The sequence below is a fragment of the Shewanella sp. 10N.286.48.B5 genome (assembly GCF_002874355.2).
Lineage (GTDB): Bacteria > Pseudomonadota > Gammaproteobacteria > Enterobacterales > Shewanellaceae > Shewanella.
Map to the genome: position 1 here is coordinate 2,959,017 of NZ_MCVG02000001.1, position 17,009 is coordinate 2,976,025.

Annotated in this window: 10 protein-coding genes; 4 read left to right on the forward strand and 6 right to left on the reverse strand. The window is 41.8% G+C overall.

Features of this window, described 5'->3' with window-relative positions; genetic code table 11:
* Window positions 1–51: 51 nt before the first annotated feature.
* Window positions 52–2,043 carry an alkyl/aryl-sulfatase gene (locus BCU57_RS12740; protein ID WP_102440446.1) on the reverse strand — a complete coding sequence of 664 codons (1,992 nt, stop codon included), beginning with the start codon at window positions 2,041–2,043 and terminating at the stop codon, window positions 52–54.
* Window positions 2,044–2,190: 147 nt separating this feature from the next.
* Here BCU57_RS12740 and BCU57_RS12745 point away from each other — a divergent pair, with 147 nt between their 5' ends.
* Both BCU57_RS12745 and BCU57_RS12750 read left to right on the forward strand, forming a co-directional pair.
* Window positions 2,191–3,018, forward strand: coding sequence for a LysR family transcriptional regulator (locus BCU57_RS12745; RefSeq protein WP_102440445.1), 828 nt, complete (start codon window positions 2,191–2,193; stop codon window positions 3,016–3,018).
* Between the two features lie 91 nt (window positions 3,019–3,109).
* Window positions 3,110–4,255: a serine hydrolase domain-containing protein gene (locus tag BCU57_RS12750; protein WP_102440444.1), complete on the forward strand. Its 1,146-nt coding sequence runs from the start codon at window positions 3,110–3,112 to the stop codon at window positions 4,253–4,255.
* A 173-nt stretch (window positions 4,256–4,428) separates the two neighbouring features.
* Here BCU57_RS12750 and BCU57_RS12755 read toward each other — a convergent pair whose 3' ends face one another.
* On the reverse strand, window positions 4,429–5,616 hold the full coding sequence (locus BCU57_RS12755) for a kynureninase (protein WP_102440443.1): 1,188 nt from the start codon (window positions 5,614–5,616) through the stop codon (window positions 4,429–4,431).
* A 153-nt stretch (window positions 5,617–5,769) separates the two neighbouring features.
* Window positions 5,770–6,615, reverse strand: coding sequence for a tryptophan 2,3-dioxygenase (kynA, locus tag BCU57_RS12760; RefSeq protein ID WP_102440442.1), 846 nt, complete (start codon window positions 6,613–6,615; stop codon window positions 5,770–5,772).
* A 408-nt stretch (window positions 6,616–7,023) separates the two neighbouring features.
* On the opposite strand from kynA, the gene BCU57_RS12765 reads away from it, so the two are divergent.
* Together BCU57_RS12765 and BCU57_RS12770 are read left to right on the forward strand one after the other, a co-directional pair.
* Entirely contained in the window at window positions 7,024–8,583 is a 1,560-nt protein-coding gene (locus BCU57_RS12765; protein ID WP_102440441.1) for a phytoene desaturase family protein, read from the forward strand.
* Complete coding sequence (locus tag BCU57_RS12770) at window positions 8,576–9,793, forward strand: FAD-binding oxidoreductase (protein ID WP_102440440.1); 1,218 nt, start codon at window positions 8,576–8,578, stop codon at window positions 9,791–9,793. The genes BCU57_RS12765 and BCU57_RS12770 overlap by 8 nt, the downstream gene beginning before the upstream one ends.
* Here BCU57_RS12770 and BCU57_RS12775 read toward each other — a convergent pair.
* From BCU57_RS12775 to BCU57_RS12785, 3 genes are all read right to left on the reverse strand, one after another.
* Window positions 9,783–10,436 carry a TetR/AcrR family transcriptional regulator gene (locus BCU57_RS12775; RefSeq protein ID WP_198589377.1) on the reverse strand — a complete coding sequence of 218 codons (654 nt, stop codon included), beginning with the start codon at window positions 10,434–10,436 and terminating at the stop codon, window positions 9,783–9,785. The genes BCU57_RS12770 and BCU57_RS12775 overlap by 11 nt on opposite strands.
* 355 nt (window positions 10,437–10,791) lie before the next feature.
* Complete coding sequence (locus BCU57_RS12780) at window positions 10,792–11,883, reverse strand: two-component system response regulator (RefSeq protein WP_102440438.1); 1,092 nt, start codon at window positions 11,881–11,883, stop codon at window positions 10,792–10,794.
* On the reverse strand, window positions 11,867–16,510 hold the full coding sequence (locus tag BCU57_RS12785; RefSeq protein ID WP_198589986.1) for a transporter substrate-binding domain-containing protein: 4,644 nt from the start codon (window positions 16,508–16,510) through the stop codon (window positions 11,867–11,869). The genes BCU57_RS12780 and BCU57_RS12785 overlap by 17 nt, the downstream gene beginning before the upstream one ends.
* Window positions 16,511–17,009 lie beyond the last annotated feature (499 nt).

Below are 17,009 nucleotides of genomic sequence, written 5' to 3' on the forward strand. Positions count from 1 at the left end.
AACTCGTCTGCCTTTAACATTGAATGTTACAAATCGATTATACTCGTTCCCCTATGGCACAATTTTAAACGATGGGTTTGCTTGGGTTAGCGACTTAGCGAGTTTTTGAATTACTGTCTGATCGCCTTGTAAACTGGCTTGCTTGGTTTTCAGTAATTCCGCGATGCTCACCTGCTGTAAACTAAACTTATCAACATCTTCTTTGTTGATGGTAAAGGTTGCATCTGCAGCGCTCTTTTTAGTCACTTTGATGTTGTTGAGGTTACCGTTACTCATTTCAACATAGTAAGTTTCGTTAATATCAGGCAGTACGATATTCATGGTAAAGCTATTGTGTTGGGCAACACTGGCATCAACTTGCACTGCCAGATAATCTAAAATCATCCCCATGTCCATTTCACTGATCACATCAGCAGAATTGCCTTTTAACACTGTTTCTTGAATGCCATGGCGCAGTTCATAAGCACCACTTAAATACACGTTGCGCCAGCCCGCGCCTTCACTTTGATAACCCAGTTGCTCGTAGGTATCAGCCAGTAAGTCGCGGCCTTGTTGTAGCTCAGGGCAAGCGGTTACGACTTTATTCATTGCCGTGGCAACAAAGTTATATTCGCCTTTGTCAAAGTCGCCCTGCGCTTTGGTTAACACCGCTTTACAGCCTCCCATGTATTCAACAAACTTAGCTGCTTCAGCTTGGGTTGGCAGTGGGTTAAGGTTTGCCGGATTCATATCAAAATAGCCAAGATACAAATTATATACCGCTCTGGCATTATGGCTATAGGTGCCGTGGTATCCATTGGTATGCCATGCACTTTGTATGGTTTCTGGGATCAGGTTTTGGATCTCCCAGCCAATGTCTTGCATCACTACGCCGTTATTGGCTAAACGCAGCGACTGATTATGAACAAAGCCATAGTTGTCTCGTTGCAGTTTAAGAAAGTCATTTAAATCTTCATTGCCCCAAATCGGCGCTGAGTGCGCAGCAAATAACACATCCGCTTCAGCACCAAACTCAGTGATCACCTCATTAATTTTCTTTGACCACAGTAGCGCATCTCTGGTTTTCGCACCGCGTAAGGTGTAAATGTTATGCATGCCTTTATAGGTCAGCTCTGCTGCCCAAATGGCGTTCATACTTGGAATATAGGCCACAGCTTCTGAGGTCGCCTCTGTACCAGACGCATTCATGAAAATAAATTCAAGTCCATCAATAGTCCAAGACTCAATATCAGCTTTATGATTAGTTTCAATTGGTTTGACGTAGCTTAGCTCGCCTTTAGTGACCGCATTTGATAGCGCTGCATCAACAATACCGGTTTCACCAATTGGCAATACGGTGCCATATTGATAAGACACGCGGCGTGACATGGCATTACCCGCTAGCACGTTTTCATCAACTATTTCTTTGGTGATGTTTTTAGAGCCATAAGCCACTACATCAGGGAACATTTTTTGAATACCACGCGCGCCGCCAAAATGATCACCATGGGAGTGGGAATAGATCATCGCTACCACAGGTAAATCGCCGTCTTCTGGTAAGTTGTTTAACGCAAAACGAAGCGATGCTTCAGCAGCTTCTGGGGTCGTTAACGGATCTAAAATAATCCAGCCTGTTTCACCTCTAACAAGACTCATATTGGCAAGGTCGGTGCCGCGTACCTGAAAGATTTTATCTGAGACTTGATACAAGCCTGCCGCCTTATGGTTCACTTGCCCTTGACGCCATAATGATGGATTCACCGTATCAGGGGTTTTGCCTTCTAAAAATCGATAGTCATTCCAAATGATGGCTGCGGTCGTTTCATCAAATTCGGCGATTAAGCCTTTACGGGTTTCTTCAAAACCCTTGGTATTGTTAAAGTCTAAGGTTTTGGCAAAAGCTTTATTGGCTGCAATCGTCGCTTTGGTGGCTGGCTTTCCTTGGTATTCGAATGTGGTAGTAAGCGCATGCTCATCAGTGCCTGCGCTATGGTCATGATCGTGCGCCACGACAGCTGAAGAACATACAGACAAAATTACTGTAGTAATAATTGATTTTTTCATAAACACCTCGGTTTAAAGTAAAGCCAGATATCAGTTTAAGGGGACTAAATATCATCAATAGGTGTATTATATATAAGCTGTGACAACGATGAATAAGCTACAAGTGATGTTAAACATAAGCCTGACTTATAATAAAGAGGCCATAATATGGATTTGAATCTGCTAAACACCTTCATGAAAGTGTATGAATTACAGTCATACACTAAAGCTGCCGAGCATTTTAATATCAGTCAGGCGGCGGTGAGTATGCGTATAAAACAACTTGAAGCCGATATCGCTAATACGTTATTTATCCGCAAAGGCCGCTCTATTGAGCCTACTGCCCATGCCAATTACATGATGACTAAACTCGCGCCAGCGTCAGATTTAGTTTATGAAGCCCTATTTAAAGTAGGCCATAAAATTTATGCCCCTGATTTATTGGTTTATGACTTAGCCAGCCTCGACATTGACGTGTATACCCCACCGCTGAATCAAGAGCAGATTTTTACTGATATCAGAAATCGAAAGGTCGACTTGGTATTAGACTTTGTCACCATTAACGACCCAAGCGTGGTGAGTGAAAAGGTATCTGAAGAAGAAGTGATGGTTGCCGTAAGACAAGATCATCCTCGGATTGTAGACTCAATCACTGAACAAGAGTTTTATAATGAGCGCCATGTATCCATCAATGTCAGGCGCGAAAAGTCGAACTTATTTATGCTATTAAGTGACGCGCCAAAACCCAGAGATATTGCTCATGAGGCCACTTCGCTAGTCTCGCAGCTTGCCTATGTTGCCCATACTGATGCCATATCCATCACCCCGAAACGACTTGCCGCGATTGCAACAAAGCTAGGCGTAAAGCTACTTGCTTGCCCAATGAAAATGAATAAAGCGCCCATCTCGATGCTTTATCATCGATCATTTTTACATAATGATGAGCATATAAAATTAAGGCAAAAAGTGAAAAATAAAATCAGCCTTCGCAATTAAGGTTAAGCAACTGATTTTTTTATTTGAATGTTGAGATAACAAGATAGTTACCCCCAAAAAATATGCTGCCCAATAATGTTAAGGACAACTAATGACCGTTTGTGTAAACACCACCAAATTAATCTGTTTTTTATTATTACTAACTAGTCAAAGCTATGGCTATGCCTCCTCGTTATTAGGTAATACAGCGCCTAAAAAAGTCAGCATTACAACTACATTAATAGCAAGGTTAATCAAGGACACCATAGATGATTCACCTCAGCCATTTAGTGGCAGCGTCATTTTACTAGAAAATGGTAAGCCACTGCTCAAGTTACAAAAAGGCAAAGAAATTACCCAAGGTTCTAGCTTTGTTATAGCATCTCTTTCTAAACAAATTACCGCCACTTTGATTCTGCAAGCTGTCGATGCTGGTCAGCTAGACTTAAAGGGTTCACTGAATAGTTATCTTTTTGATGAGGCTGCCCCTAATCAACCCAAACAGCACAACAGTATTGAGTCGAGCTCAATCGAAAAAACTCATTTTGATCCTAAACGATATAACGAAACAATTACCATACATCACCTCCTTAGTCACACCTCTGGAGTTGACAAGTTAGGCCAGCCCAATAAATTTGAACCTGGCAGTCAATTTCAATACTCTAACTTTGGTTATTCTCTTTTAGGGCAACTACTCGAACAGGTAAACCAACAATCATTTGCTCAACAGATTGTGCAGTTTTCACAAAATAATAAGCTAGACGAGCTTTATGCAGAAGTGGGCAGTATTGATAGTATTCGACGAAAAGTGACTTCACTGGCTGTCGGCCTAAATGAATCAGATGTTCTTACAGCTACAGATTTAGTGATTGACGAAGCACTTCTCCCTGCAGGAGGGTTAATTGCATCCACAAAAGCTTTTGCCTCATTTCAGCATAAATTACATTCTGGTAAGTTTATCAGCCCAAAAAGTTATGGGCTTATGACACAGTCTCATAGCAAGATTAAATTTTTATGGCCGGACATGAGTTATGGCTACGGGCTTAGGATCAATAAAGAAGATGGCATTTTAGAGTACAGCCATACTGGCTACTTATCTGGCTACCTGTCTATGTCACTCCACTACCCAGAATATAATGTAGATTTGGTCATGTTAGAAAACATATCCTTAAATCTAAATGATCTCAGCCGCGTCTTCGAGCTTCACACCCAGATACGACAAGCTATTCGTCACAATTTATCCCTCAACAAACGATAACGCCTCTGTAAACATTAACTCCCCAGTAAATAAAGTGAAGCGCTCAAAATTAACTCCTCAATATTAACCAGCCAAGTAGCATGGCTGGTTAATCTTTTAAGCAGACAAGCGCTGCAAAAGCTAAGCAAAAAAACTTTAGTAACAGAAATTTAGTAAAAAAGTTTAGTAAAAAACTAGCTCAAGCTTTTAGCCAAGTCCTCAATCGCATTCAGCGCATTAGATAACTGCGCATTTGATAAGTATGGTGCGGGGCCAAAGCGTAACTGATTGCCGCGACTGTCACATGAAACGCCTTGTTTCCCCAGCGCCACAACCCACTGATTGGCTTTGGCGGTGGTTAAAGACAAAAATCCAGCATTATCAATGATGTTATGTGACGGCAAAGCTAAAACGTCACGGCTTAAGCCCATAGTTTCAATCCCTTGCCATAAAACGCTAATTTGTTGCTGACTTATCGCCCTCAGCTTGATGTCAGTAAGCTTATGTTGCTCAAAAAAATCAAACACTTCAGCGGCGCGGTAATGGCTGGCGGGATCATAAGTCGAGCCTGCAAAAGCGCTTTGACCCGGGCCATAACCCACTTTCCCCGGTACGTGATCAAGTACCTCAAATTCCGCATACCAGCCAGTGATAATCGGGCTGCCCTGATAATCTGCAGGAATGCGCAGCATGCAATTGCCTTCACCTGCCTGACAATATTTGTAGCCACCAGCCACGATAAATGCCGATGTGAGCTGCCAAGCATCGAGATTAAATGGCACTACATTAAGGGCATGATAGGCATCAACCAAACAAGGGATCTTTAAATCTTGTGCCGCTTTTGCCACCAAGCCAACGTCGTTAAATATCTCACTGGTGCCAAAAAATACTGCTGATAACATTACGGCATCGGTATCGCTATCAAGCTTGTTGATGATGCGCTCAGCTAAAGTGTCACTTGGCTGCACCTCAACCACTTCAATATCAACATTGATGTCTTTTAAACGGCTCAGCTGGCGCCTCAAGGAGTGAAATTCACCATCTGTAGTGACAATCTTAATCGGGCGTTTAAGGGGCTGTTTAAAGCAATGCAAGTCGGACAAAAAGCGTAAGATCAGTTCATGGGTTGAAGCGCCTAAGGCAATTTGCGCTTGGGGCTCCCCCAATAAACCACGGTAAAAGTCACGTACTCGGTCGGCTTTTTCAAAGGCTAATGACCATTTTTCATCTATGTGTTTTGCGGCATCATCAAAGCACTTTACTAAGCCCTGCTTTGCTTCATCAGGCCAAGCTTGATGAGAGTGCCCCGACAATAAAATACGCTCGCTAACCTTAAAGCTCTGATAGTGAGTTTGTAGTGTTAGCGCAAAATCCTGATCCATGCTTGCTCTCCAAAACCGATTATTTTTATTGGTAATCTTGTGTTATTTGTAACTGATACTATTACTGATATCGCTACTAATATCGCTGCCCGCGCTCATACTCGTACTTGTGCTAGCAGGGTTGTAAATATAGCAGTAAACCCGTTATCAAATTTACAGATGGGTGCGTAACTCAAACAGCTCAGGAAAAAAGCTAATATCCAGGGCTTTTTTCAAGAAGCCCACCCCAGATGAGCCGCCCGTACCCATTTTATTGCCAATTATGCGCTGCACGGTATACATATGCTTAAAGCGCCACTGCTGAAAACTGTCTTCGATATCAATTAACTTTTCGGCGAGTTCATACAGTTGAAAGTGCTCGTCGGCATTTTGGTAGACGTTTAGCCATGCATTTAGCACTGAATCATTACGCTCATAGGGCTGGCTAAAATCACGATTTAACTGCAATGCTTCAATATGTAAACCACGCTCATGCAATACTTTTAAAGTGACATCATACAAACTAGGCGCTTCTAGAATTTGCGTTAACTCTTGATGCACCACAGGATCGCTTTCATGCACTTTAAGTAAAGCGGCGTTCTTGTTACCCAATAAAAACTCTAACTTGCGATAACCATAAGACTGAAATCCCGATGAGTGGCCTAAAGAATCTCGAAATTTAAGGTAATCCACAGGGGTTAGTGTTGAGAGGATATTCCACGACTGAGTTAACTGGTTAAAAATCTGTTTGACCCGAGAAATAACTTTAAAAGCATGACCAAAATCGCCCTGCTGGATATTGGTAATCGCCACACTGAGTTCATGCCCTGCTAGCTTTAACCACAATTCACTGGATTGATGGATCACAATAAACAACATCTCATCGTGTTGATCTGATAATGGCTGCTGCGCCGACAACACTTGATTTAACTGTAGATAATCGCCATAGGACATATCGTCTTTAAAGTCGGTGTGGATATCCTCTTCCATCGCTCGATAGTTACTGTGGGGACAACTCATGTTTATCGCTCCTGTTATTATTTTTATGCCTCAAAAACGATTTATTTAATCACGAACACTGCCTCAAGTCAGTGAGGACTGAATATTAACGTCATGCCTTACTGTACGCCTGAGTTAACACTGACGTTACAAGTGCCGATAACAAAACTGACAGCTCAACCGATAACTAAACCAACAGCCATTGTCCAAAAGCCAGTTAATTGATCAAAAAAACAGAGATGATTAACTGAATCAATCTTGACAAAGCACACATAACACACATATCTTTACAGTATAAAGTTTACACCGTAAGGATTGCTTTTTAACTTTGCCTTACTCGTTCGAGCCTTATCTGTTCAAAGGGACACAAGGGATTTATACCGCAAGTCGATATAACAAATTGATACTAACAATGGAGCTGAAACCACAATGACAGATTTTGATGCGATTGTAATTGGAGCAGGGAACGCTGGCTTAACCGCAGCAACCACCTTGCAAAGAGGCGGAGCAAGAACATTATTGCTCGAACGCCATAATATTCCTGGAGGTTGTGCCACCTCTTTTGTGCGCGGTAATTTTGAATTTGAAGTGGCTCTGCACCAACTTAGCGGCATGGGCACTGAGCAAAATCCGTTTATCATGCGTCAAATATTCACTGAACTGGGCATCATGGATCAACTTGATGTGGTTGAAGAGCGCGAGCTATATCGCTTTGTGATGCCATCAGCTAACGGCGCTAAGCCTGAAATTGATATTACTTTGCCAGCACATTGGAAAGCGCTGGGTAAAACACTGGTGAGTCACTATCCAGAAGAAGCAGACAATATTGGCCAGTTTTTAGATTTATGTGCAGGCCTTGCCATGGAATGCTTTATGGTCATGCCTAAAGTAAGGCATTCAAATGATGAAGCAGTTTTAAAAGCAAGCTGCCCGTTATTTGTGAAGTACGGCTTAAGGCCAGCCAAAGAATTACTGGATCAATTTTTTACCAATAAAGATCTTAAAGCCGTTATCGCCGCCTACTGGTGCTATCTGGGTTTACCGCCAAAAGACTTCCCGTTTCGTGACTTGGCAGTGATGCTATATGCCTACGCATCATTCAAACCTTGTCATATTAAAGGCGGCTCACAAGCTATTTCTAGCGCCTTATTGGAATCATTCCTTAATGCGGGTGGTGAGGTTCGTTTTAACTGCGGCGCTGACAAAATTATTACTGATAAAAACCAAGTTGTTGGGGTTAAAACTGAGCACAATGAGATATTTACTTGTAAGCAAGTTATCTCCAATACCAGCCCATTACACACCTTCAATGAACTGCTGGATATCCCAACGCCGAAACAAGCCGCATTTGATATGAAGTCGCGCCGTATTGGCACCTCTGCTTTTGTGCTTTACCTAGGGTTAGATTGCTCCCCAAGTGATATCGGCGTGACTGCGGCATCCAACTTTATTATTGATGATCGAGATGAAGAAGTGGCTCATGAGATCATGCAATCGTTAACGCCGCCAAAACACACCATGATGACCTGCTATAACCATGATGATCCCAGTTTTGCCCCGCAAGGTAAGTCGGCATTATCTTTACTTTGTTTGCAGTATGGCGAACCTTGGCAAGCACTCAGCCCTGAAGATTATGCTCGTACCAAATACCAGTTTGCAGAAAAACTCCTTGATCACGCCGAGCGAGTATTTCCTCACATTCGCGAGCATATTGAAGAAGTAGAAGTGGCCACCCCATTAACCATGATGCGTTACTTAAATACCCCCCATGGGGCGATATATGGTTTCCAGCAAAACACCCAAGATGCCAATATATTTCGTCGCCGCGTCAGTGAAGTAGCCGGTCTCAACTTAGCAGGTTGCTGGAATGGCATGGGCGGCTTCCAGCCAACCTATATGGTCGGTCAAAGCACCGCCAAAGAAGTACTAAAGCAATTATCAAAGCCTAAAGCGGCCTCGCAACCACAACAGGAGTTATCACATGCCTAATTCAGTCATCGAAAAAGAACAACGCACCGTGGTGAATATTTTGCATGCGGTCGACGGTTACAATGAAGCGCTAGCACACCAAAAAAACTTGTATCAGGCAGGCACCGACTTTAACGAACAAAAAGGCAATGTGGCCCAAACTATCGCTCGGTTACATCCTAAAAGATTAAAGCTCACTGTCAGTGAGGTGATTGTCGATACCCCAAGCACTGTCACCTTGCGCTTAACCTCAAACACCCAAACCCTGCCACCATTTCAGGCAGGCCAATATATTAATTTATTTGTCGATATTAACGGCACTAAAACCGCTAGACCTTACGCCATATCGTCAGCGCCCCAACAACGAGATTATTATGACTTAACCATCAAACGGGTTGAGGGTGGCTTTGTATCTAACTATTTATTAGATCAAGTGAAACCGGGTGATAGCTTTGAAAGCACAGGTCCCATGGGCACCTTTTACCATAACCCGTTATTTCACGGTGATGACTTAGTCTTCATTGCAGGCGGTTCAGGCATTGCGCCAGCCAGAAGTATGATCAAAGACATTGTTGCCAACACCTTAGTTGAGCGGAAGAAAAACCAAAAATTACATCTCATTTATACCAGCAGTTATCAAGCTGATGTGATTTTTGATGAAGAATTAAAGCAACTTGAAAAAGAGCATGATTTTTTGCGCATCAGTTGGATCATTACCCGTCCCAACGAGCAATACCAAGGGATGACAGGACGGATTAATGTTGAGCGGCTGACACAATTGTTAGGGGATGACGCTGAAAAATTATCACAGAAGATGTTCTATGTATGCGGGCCTACCAGCTTTCATGACCACTGCGCTGAGCAACTCAGGCTACTTAACGTCAAAGCCAGACGAGTACGAATAGAATGTAATGGCCCGCCTAAAAACCCACAAAACTTAGCGGGATGGCCGAGCAATGTTAACGCCTCAGATGTGATTAAGGTGACGATTAAAGGCCAAGGCAGTTTTGAAGCCAGAGTGGATGAGCCATTACTCAACAGCATGGAGCGTTATGGCTTTAGCGCCGAGAATGCCTGCCGCTCTGGTGAATGCAGCTTATGTCGAGTGAAGGTGTTAAACGGCGCGGTATTTAACCCCGCAGAAGCAAAGCTACGCTCAACCGATGAAGCTTTTGGCTGGTGTCATTCTTGTGTGGCTTTTCCCTTAAGCGACATTGAAATTATGATTTAAGCTTGAAATAAACCGAGCTGGCGTCAGCTAAATATTGTTTTAAGTTAACCCCTTGCGGTAACTGAATATGGCCTTCGGTCATAAGTGCCGCCATGCCGTGTACCATAGCCCAAGCGCCAATTGCTTGGGCTTTTACTTTTTGGTTGTCTTCATTTTGTAAGGCAAAGGCGGAGCGAAGCAAATTAAATGGTCGTCTTAGTTGCTCATTTTCATTATGACTATTCTCACTATGGTTATTTTGTTCAGTCGACGAACTTGTCTTTAATGCTGGCGTTTTCATTGCTGAAGCCTCAACTTGACCAAGCATCAAACGGTATAGTTGTGGATTCGCGATGGCAAACTCTAAGTAGCTCACCCCATAAGCCAACACTAACTCTCCCGCTACCGCAGCATCATTTTTATCTAGATGTGCCGTGCAGTGTTCCATCGCATCAGCCATGAGTACAAAACCAGACTCAATAATATGACTCAGCAATTGTTTTTTGTTTTTGAAATGCGCATAAGGTGCCATATGAGAAACACCCACTTCAGCCGCTATCGCCCGCAGTGACAAGGCATTAGCGCCATCGCGTTGCAAGATAGTATTGGCTGCAGCAATCAAAGACGCCTTTAAGTCACCGTGATGATATTGTTTATCACTCATAAAACTCATACACCTTAAGTCTAATATGTTAATTATTATAATGAGGGCAACGTGAGAAATCATTAGAAATATATAATAAATCCAATATCTTGCTTTAAATTAGATGACGAGTTTTACAATAATGCTTGTACCCAATAGCCAAAAAGCCTATTTAACGATTAGCGCCACTGTCACGCAGTAGTCTTTATTCCCCCTCAACAATCCGCTGACCCTTTTTTGAGATAGCAAATCCGCCAAACAGCATAGGCTCTTTAAAATAACGACAATGTTATAAATTGATTTAAAATAGAACGTTAGCCTAAGACTTAAAGTGCATTAGGCTTGTCACGCCTCTTTTATTGCTTAATCGTTAAGGTTAATCATCATCCTGAAAGCGATCGGCAATTTTAATAAACTCTTCTTGAAGCGCATCAAAGGCATCAGCTATATGTGGGTCGAAATGACAGCCGCGGCCTTCTTTGATTATGCTTGTAGCCTGTTCGTGTGTAAAAGGCGGCTTGTAAACTCGACGACTAATAAGTGCATCATAACAATCGGCAATGGCCATAATCCGTGCCGACAAGGGAATATCTTCTTCAGCTAAACCTTCTGGATAGCCGCTGCCATCCCAACGCTCATGGTGACTATAAGCTATATCTTTAGCGATGCTTAAATAGCTTGAATTTCCGTATTCATTTTCAGCGCTTTCCAGTGCTGATTTACCATATTCGGCATGCTTTTTCATTTCACTCCATTCGCCTTCATCAAGCTTGCCAGGCTTTAGTAAAACGGCATCCGGAACCCCCACTTTACCAATATCGTGTAACGGCGCTGATTTAAACAATAGGTCAATGTAAGCATCATCAATACTCGCAGAATAAGGTGAGTTTTCTCTTAAATATTCAGCTAAGGCTTTAACGTAATATTGAGTGCGACGAATATGTTTACCGGTTTCATTATCACGAGTTTCTGCTAGCGAGGCCATACAGTAAATAGCGACATCTTGGGTTCGAGATATTTCAGCCGTTCGCTCAAGCACTTTGGCTTCTAAGTCATGGTTTTGCTCTGCCAGAGCTCTATTTGCCGAAGTTAAGGCCAAATGGGTTTTAACTCGAGCTCGAATAATGGGAAGGCTAAAAGGTTTGGTGATGTAATCAACAGCACCCAATTCAAAGCCCAATATTTCTTCTTCTATTTCAGCCTTTACCGTCAAAAACATTATCGGTATGTTGCTAGTGTCAGGGTTACTTTTTAACTTTTTACATACTTCATAGCCGTCTAATCCAGGCATCAAAATATCCAGTAACACTAAATCAGGCATAAAGCCTTGGGCGATACGCTCCAGTGCTTGTTCGCCACTTTTCGCCACAGAAACATGGTATTTACTCCCCAAAACCTCGATCAATACACTAATGTAAAATGCTTCATCATCAACAATTAATATTTTATCTTTAAGATATGGTGACATGTTCAGTTTCCTGTTCAGTTTCCTGTTCTGCTTGGGCTATGACTTGGGCGATTAATTCTCTAGCATTATCAAACTCAAATTCATTGACCTGCTCGATAAGTTTCTCAATCAGATGACTATCGACCTCGCCATCGAGGGCTAATATGTTTTCTTTAGCTTGCGGATTTCCAGCTGCTAATAGCTCATCAAGCGGTGATAAAACCCTGCTTAAATTGGCTGATACTTTAAACGGCTGTCTTATGTCAGTGCTATTACTTACGGATTGATTAATCCATTGGCATTGCTCAAGCCCTGCGATTAATACCGTAAGACTATCGGTAAAAGCTTGCCACTCAGGGACATCAAAGGGGGATGGGTGACTATGCAGTTGGCTTTCTAGATTAGCCGACGCCTGCTCTAGTTGTTTAGCGCCAATATTGCCAGCAACACCTCTTAAAGTATGAACGGCTCGTATGGTTGATTTTAAATCGTCAGCATCTTGATAACTCTGCAACAAGTGCAACTGATCTTTGTGACGCTGATAAAACTCACCAATAAGTTGCGCATAAAGCTGTTGGTTGCCCCCTAATCGCTTAATACCCCAGTGCACATCAACTCCCTCTATGGGGGCAAGCGACATATTTTGCTGCCCCTGAACTTTCTGGCTTTGTTTATGGGTAAGGTAGGGGCTAAGGGCTAAATAAAGCTGATCGGGCTCAACGGGTTTAGCCAGGTGAGCGTTCATCCCAACTTGTAAGCACTTATCGCGATCCCCTTTCATCGCATGGGCGGTCATCGCAATAATCGGGAGTTGTTTTTTATCAAAACGGCTGCGGAGGATTTCGGTGGCTTCGAAACCATCCATAATCGGCATTTGTACATCCATCAAAACAACATCAAATGTCTGCTCATCAACCATTTCTATTGCTTGCTTACCATTGTCGGCTACTGCTGAGGTTAACCCCATACGCTGTAAAAATTCAGTAGCGACCTGTTGATTAATCGATTGATCTTCTACCAATAACACATGGCCCTCTAACTGCTCAATCGTATTCTTCTCTGTTGCTGGCCCCATGGGCTGCGAAGGCTCAAAGATTTTCATCAAGGTATCAAATAGCACTGACGCATTAAGCGGTTTAATTAAAAATGCATCCAGCAAATCATTTTCCACCTCATTCATCACATCTTCACGCCCGTAAGCGGTAATTAAGATTATTGACGGTTGCTTACGCAGCGGTAAGTATTTAATGCTTCGGCTAGCCTCAATGCCATTCATTTTTGGCATCTGCCAATCCATTAACACTAATTGATATGGCCGCTCATCTTCCATATTGTTGATCACGCTAAGCATTTCAATCGCTTGCGCACCACTGACTGCGGTCTCAACTTCAAAGGAAAATGACTCCAGCAGCTCTTTTAAAATTTCTCTGGCATTGTCATTATCATCAACCACAAGCACTCTCATCCCTTTAAGGGAAGCACATTCCGTAATGACTGATTTTCGACTAGAAGTGACTTTAGGCACTGCAAGATTAAGCCTAAAGCTAAAGGTGCTACCTTGATCGGGTTGACTGGTTGCAGAAATATCACCTTGCATTAATTCAACTAATTGCTTACTGATGCTCAAGCCTAAACCAGTACCACCATGGAGCCGAGTAATACTGCCATCAGCCTGAGTGAAGGCATTGAAAATACTAGTTAAATTAGCTGGTTCAATCCCTATACCTGTGTCTTTAACTGAAAATTCTATGGCTACTTGCTCGTCTGTTTGCGACAGCATTTTAGTACGCAGCAATACCTCACCTTTTTCGGTAAACTTTATCGCATTTTGGGTTAGGTTTATTAGCACTTGCTCAATGCGTAACGCATCACCAATAATTGTTTCTGGTATTTTAGGGTCTAACTCAAACTGCAGCTCAATGCCTTTATCGACGGCTTTTATCCCCAATAGGTTGGCAATGTTAGTAAATACTTCATGTAAGAGAAACTCGCTCTGTTCAATTTCGAGTTTACCCGCCTCTACTTTTGAAAAATCGAGTATGTCATTAATAATCCCCAACAAACTTAAAGACGCTCGTCTTATTTTTTCAGAATAATCCTGTTGTTTATGATTTAATTCTGTCCCTTGCAATAAATGCGTCATACCAATAATGGCATTCATGGGGGTGCGAATTTCATGGGACATATTGGCAAGAAACTGACTTTTAAAAGCGCTAGCCTGTAATGCATCACGCTTTGCCTCCTCAAGTTTTTTACTACTTTGTGTTAATTTAAGCCTTGCTTTATTAAGCTTTCTATTCCAAACAAGGGTATACAGTATCATTGGCAACAATATGCCACAGGTAATTAAGATAGCCCGCCAAATCTGATAATGATTATCCTGATGTTCAAACTGCACAGAAAACCACTTATTTTCGATAGCTTGCCGTTGCTGAGGGTCAATTCTCGCAATCGCGAGATTGACAATTTCCAACAATTCAGGCCAATCTTTGCGAATACCGATTGATTGTTTAAAGGTATAAGGCGTGGTTGCGGTCACTTTTACATTACGAATACCGAGTTCTTCTAATGTCCAAGATGAGGCATTTAAATTACCAATATAGCCATCAATTTCACCAGCGCTTAGTGCAATCAGTGCCTCTTTATTGGATGAAAATGGTACTAAATTAAATTGTGGATAATCATGTTTTAATGTCTCTTCGATGGCATAGCCTTTAACCACACCGACTTGCTTATTATCAAGATCATCAAGACTGGTCACAAAACGGGTATCTTGATGAACTAACACCATATATGGACTTTCCAAATAAGGGGTAGAAAACAGCATCACCTCGCGCCGTTCAGGTGTGGGGGTTACAGCAGGTAAAATATCTAGCTCTCCAGCGGAAAACTCTGCCAACACTTGGGACCAGGGTTTGTTAACAGGGGAAATAAACTCTGCACCAATTAAATTTGTCAATCTGGACATCACATCTGCCGACATCCCAGAATAAACACCGTTATCATCAATAAATTCAAAAGGCGGCCAGCTGTTATCAACTCCTAGTCGCCAAGTGGGATGAGCCTCCAACCATGCATGCTGTTTTTGAGTAAAAATAAGTGGACTGCTAATTTTACTGTCTTGATTAATCCAATCAGTATGTATTTGCTGGCGTCTTGACACACTTATCGAATCGAGGGCTTTATTGAGAATGCCAAGCAAGGGCTCCCATTCAGGATCTTTATAAATGGCAAATCTTTGATGAGCGGGCGCAAACATAGGATCGCCACTAAAGGTTAAATTAGTCAGCTGCAAACTATCCATAAGCCAAGTGACAACCGCTTGATTGCCAATATACGCATCAACTGTACCGAAAGAGACCGCTTTCAATGCCTCTTCAGTTGTTGAAAAGGTCATTAGATTAATCTCGGGATGATTATTGCTAATTTCATCGACTAAATAAAAGCCTTTCTCTAATGCTAATCTCTTGCCATACAATTCTGTCAATTTGGAATATTGTTGTGTGCCAGTTTTAGAAACAATCACCTTAATCGCACTAAAATAAGGCGCACTAAACCACAGGTTTTTGGCACGGTCTGGTTTTTTTACTAATGTTGCACCTAGTTTTAAATTTCCAGAACTAACCGCAGAAAGCATATCTTGGAAACTACCAAACACTCGAGTGTCAAAGCTCACTCCTAACTGCTTTTCAAAAAGGGTTAAATAGTCATGTAAAATTCCCGAGTGCTCACCATTAGGGTCGATAAAATCTACCGGCGGCCAACGACCGTCTACGCCAATAGGAATAATCGGATGAGCAGCTAGCCATGCTTTTTCTTCTTCTGTAAGGGTAATAATTGGCTGTGTCACTAATAACGGTTCAGCTAAATTTTGATACTCCCAATGAAAACCACTCCACTTAGCAGATATCGCATCTTTTTTCTTATTATCTATTTGTTGTATGCCTGTATCTATTGTTTGCAGTAATTCAACGTTTCCCTTCTTCACTGCTGCGCGAAAAGGATGTGAATATAATGCGGATTCAATGGTTTTGAATTTAGTCGTTGCAGGTGTTTGTTTTAAATAGGTGTCAAGGTAAAGCGGCTGGCAGATAAACAGGCTTATTTCGCCATTAATTGCAGCATCAAATAATGCTTTATAGCCTTTGAAAGTCCTGATATCGGCATTGGGGAAATATTTTTTTAGCCAATTATGATGAAAACTATTGTGGGTAACACCAATACGGTATTGTGGTATTTGTTTAATAAATTCAATACCTTGCTCTACAGTATTGGCATATAAGAAATATTCACTATGTAACAGTGGCGCAGAAAAAGACATACTTTTAGCGCGTTTTTCATTTTGAAATACCCCAGCCAACAAATCGACTTTATTCTGCGCTAACCAAGTTTGCCCTTCTGCATTAGAGCCTGGTACAAATTCAACGGCTTTACCTGTGATTTGCGACCAAGTACGCCAATAATCAATTAAAATACCAGCAGCTTGGCCTTTGTCATTAAGATATTGCAACGGAGTGCTATCAGTTCGGTAAGCAATACGCACTACTTGCTCATCATTAGGAATTGCTTCAGCTTCAGCTGCTGCCGTAAGGTGACAGAAAAAAGGACAAAAAAAACCGAGGAATAGGCAAGCTAACCTCAATTTCATTGCAAAGTGGCTTACTAAAAGTAGACGAGGCATCCTTGTGAAGCGACTCATGCTAACTCCCTGTATGAGCTTAAAATAATAAATTCCTTATGTGCTTACCTGCACTGAATTAATCTTAGCACTCAAATGGCCAGATGCAATTTTGGCGATAAAATTTCAGCATCAAAACAGTAATTAATAATTCATTTTTAAATCCTTTTATTATTTATTGAAAACAAGTCAACCTAGAGAAAGTTCGTCCCTGAAAAATGACATACCCACCAATGTAAAGCACATAATAACTCCGCAAGTCATTAATGCTATTGACCAACGCAGCCCAAAAAGTACAACGAGACGGTTAGCCAAATAAATTAATACCTTGCGTCAACTCATCATGTGTACGGGGGGAGTAATTTAAAATGAATTATTTAAGGTTTTGTCCCCTAACTAAGATTAATAACTAAAATCAAACATGTACAACTGAATAGCATTTTAGCTTTAGCAATTAAGCGTTATAATG

Coding starts and splice junctions, on each gene's coding strand:
- BCU57_RS12755 (WP_102440443.1), bottom strand. CDS start 5,616: ATGGATCAGGATTTTGCGCTAACACTACAAACTCACTATCAGAGCTTT.
- BCU57_RS12770 (WP_102440440.1), top strand. CDS start 8,576: ATGCCTAATTCAGTCATCGAAAAAGAACAACGCACCGTGGTGAATATT.
- kynA (WP_102440442.1), bottom strand. CDS start 6,615: ATGAGTTGTCCCCACAGTAACTATCGAGCGATGGAAGAGGATATCCAC.
- BCU57_RS12745 (WP_102440445.1), top strand. CDS start 2,191: ATGGATTTGAATCTGCTAAACACCTTCATGAAAGTGTATGAATTACAG.
- BCU57_RS12785 (WP_198589986.1), bottom strand. CDS start 16,510: ATGAAATTGAGGTTAGCTTGCCTATTCCTCGGTTTTTTTTGTCCTTTT.
- BCU57_RS12740 (WP_102440446.1), bottom strand. CDS start 2,043: ATGAAAAAATCAATTATTACTACAGTAATTTTGTCTGTATGTTCTTCA.
- BCU57_RS12750 (WP_102440444.1), top strand. CDS start 3,110: ATGACCGTTTGTGTAAACACCACCAAATTAATCTGTTTTTTATTATTA.
- BCU57_RS12775 (WP_198589377.1), bottom strand. CDS start 10,436: ATGAGTGATAAACAATATCATCACGGTGACTTAAAGGCGTCTTTGATT.
- BCU57_RS12780 (WP_102440438.1), bottom strand. CDS start 11,883: ATGTCACCATATCTTAAAGATAAAATATTAATTGTTGATGATGAAGCA.
- BCU57_RS12765 (WP_102440441.1), top strand. CDS start 7,024: ATGACAGATTTTGATGCGATTGTAATTGGAGCAGGGAACGCTGGCTTA.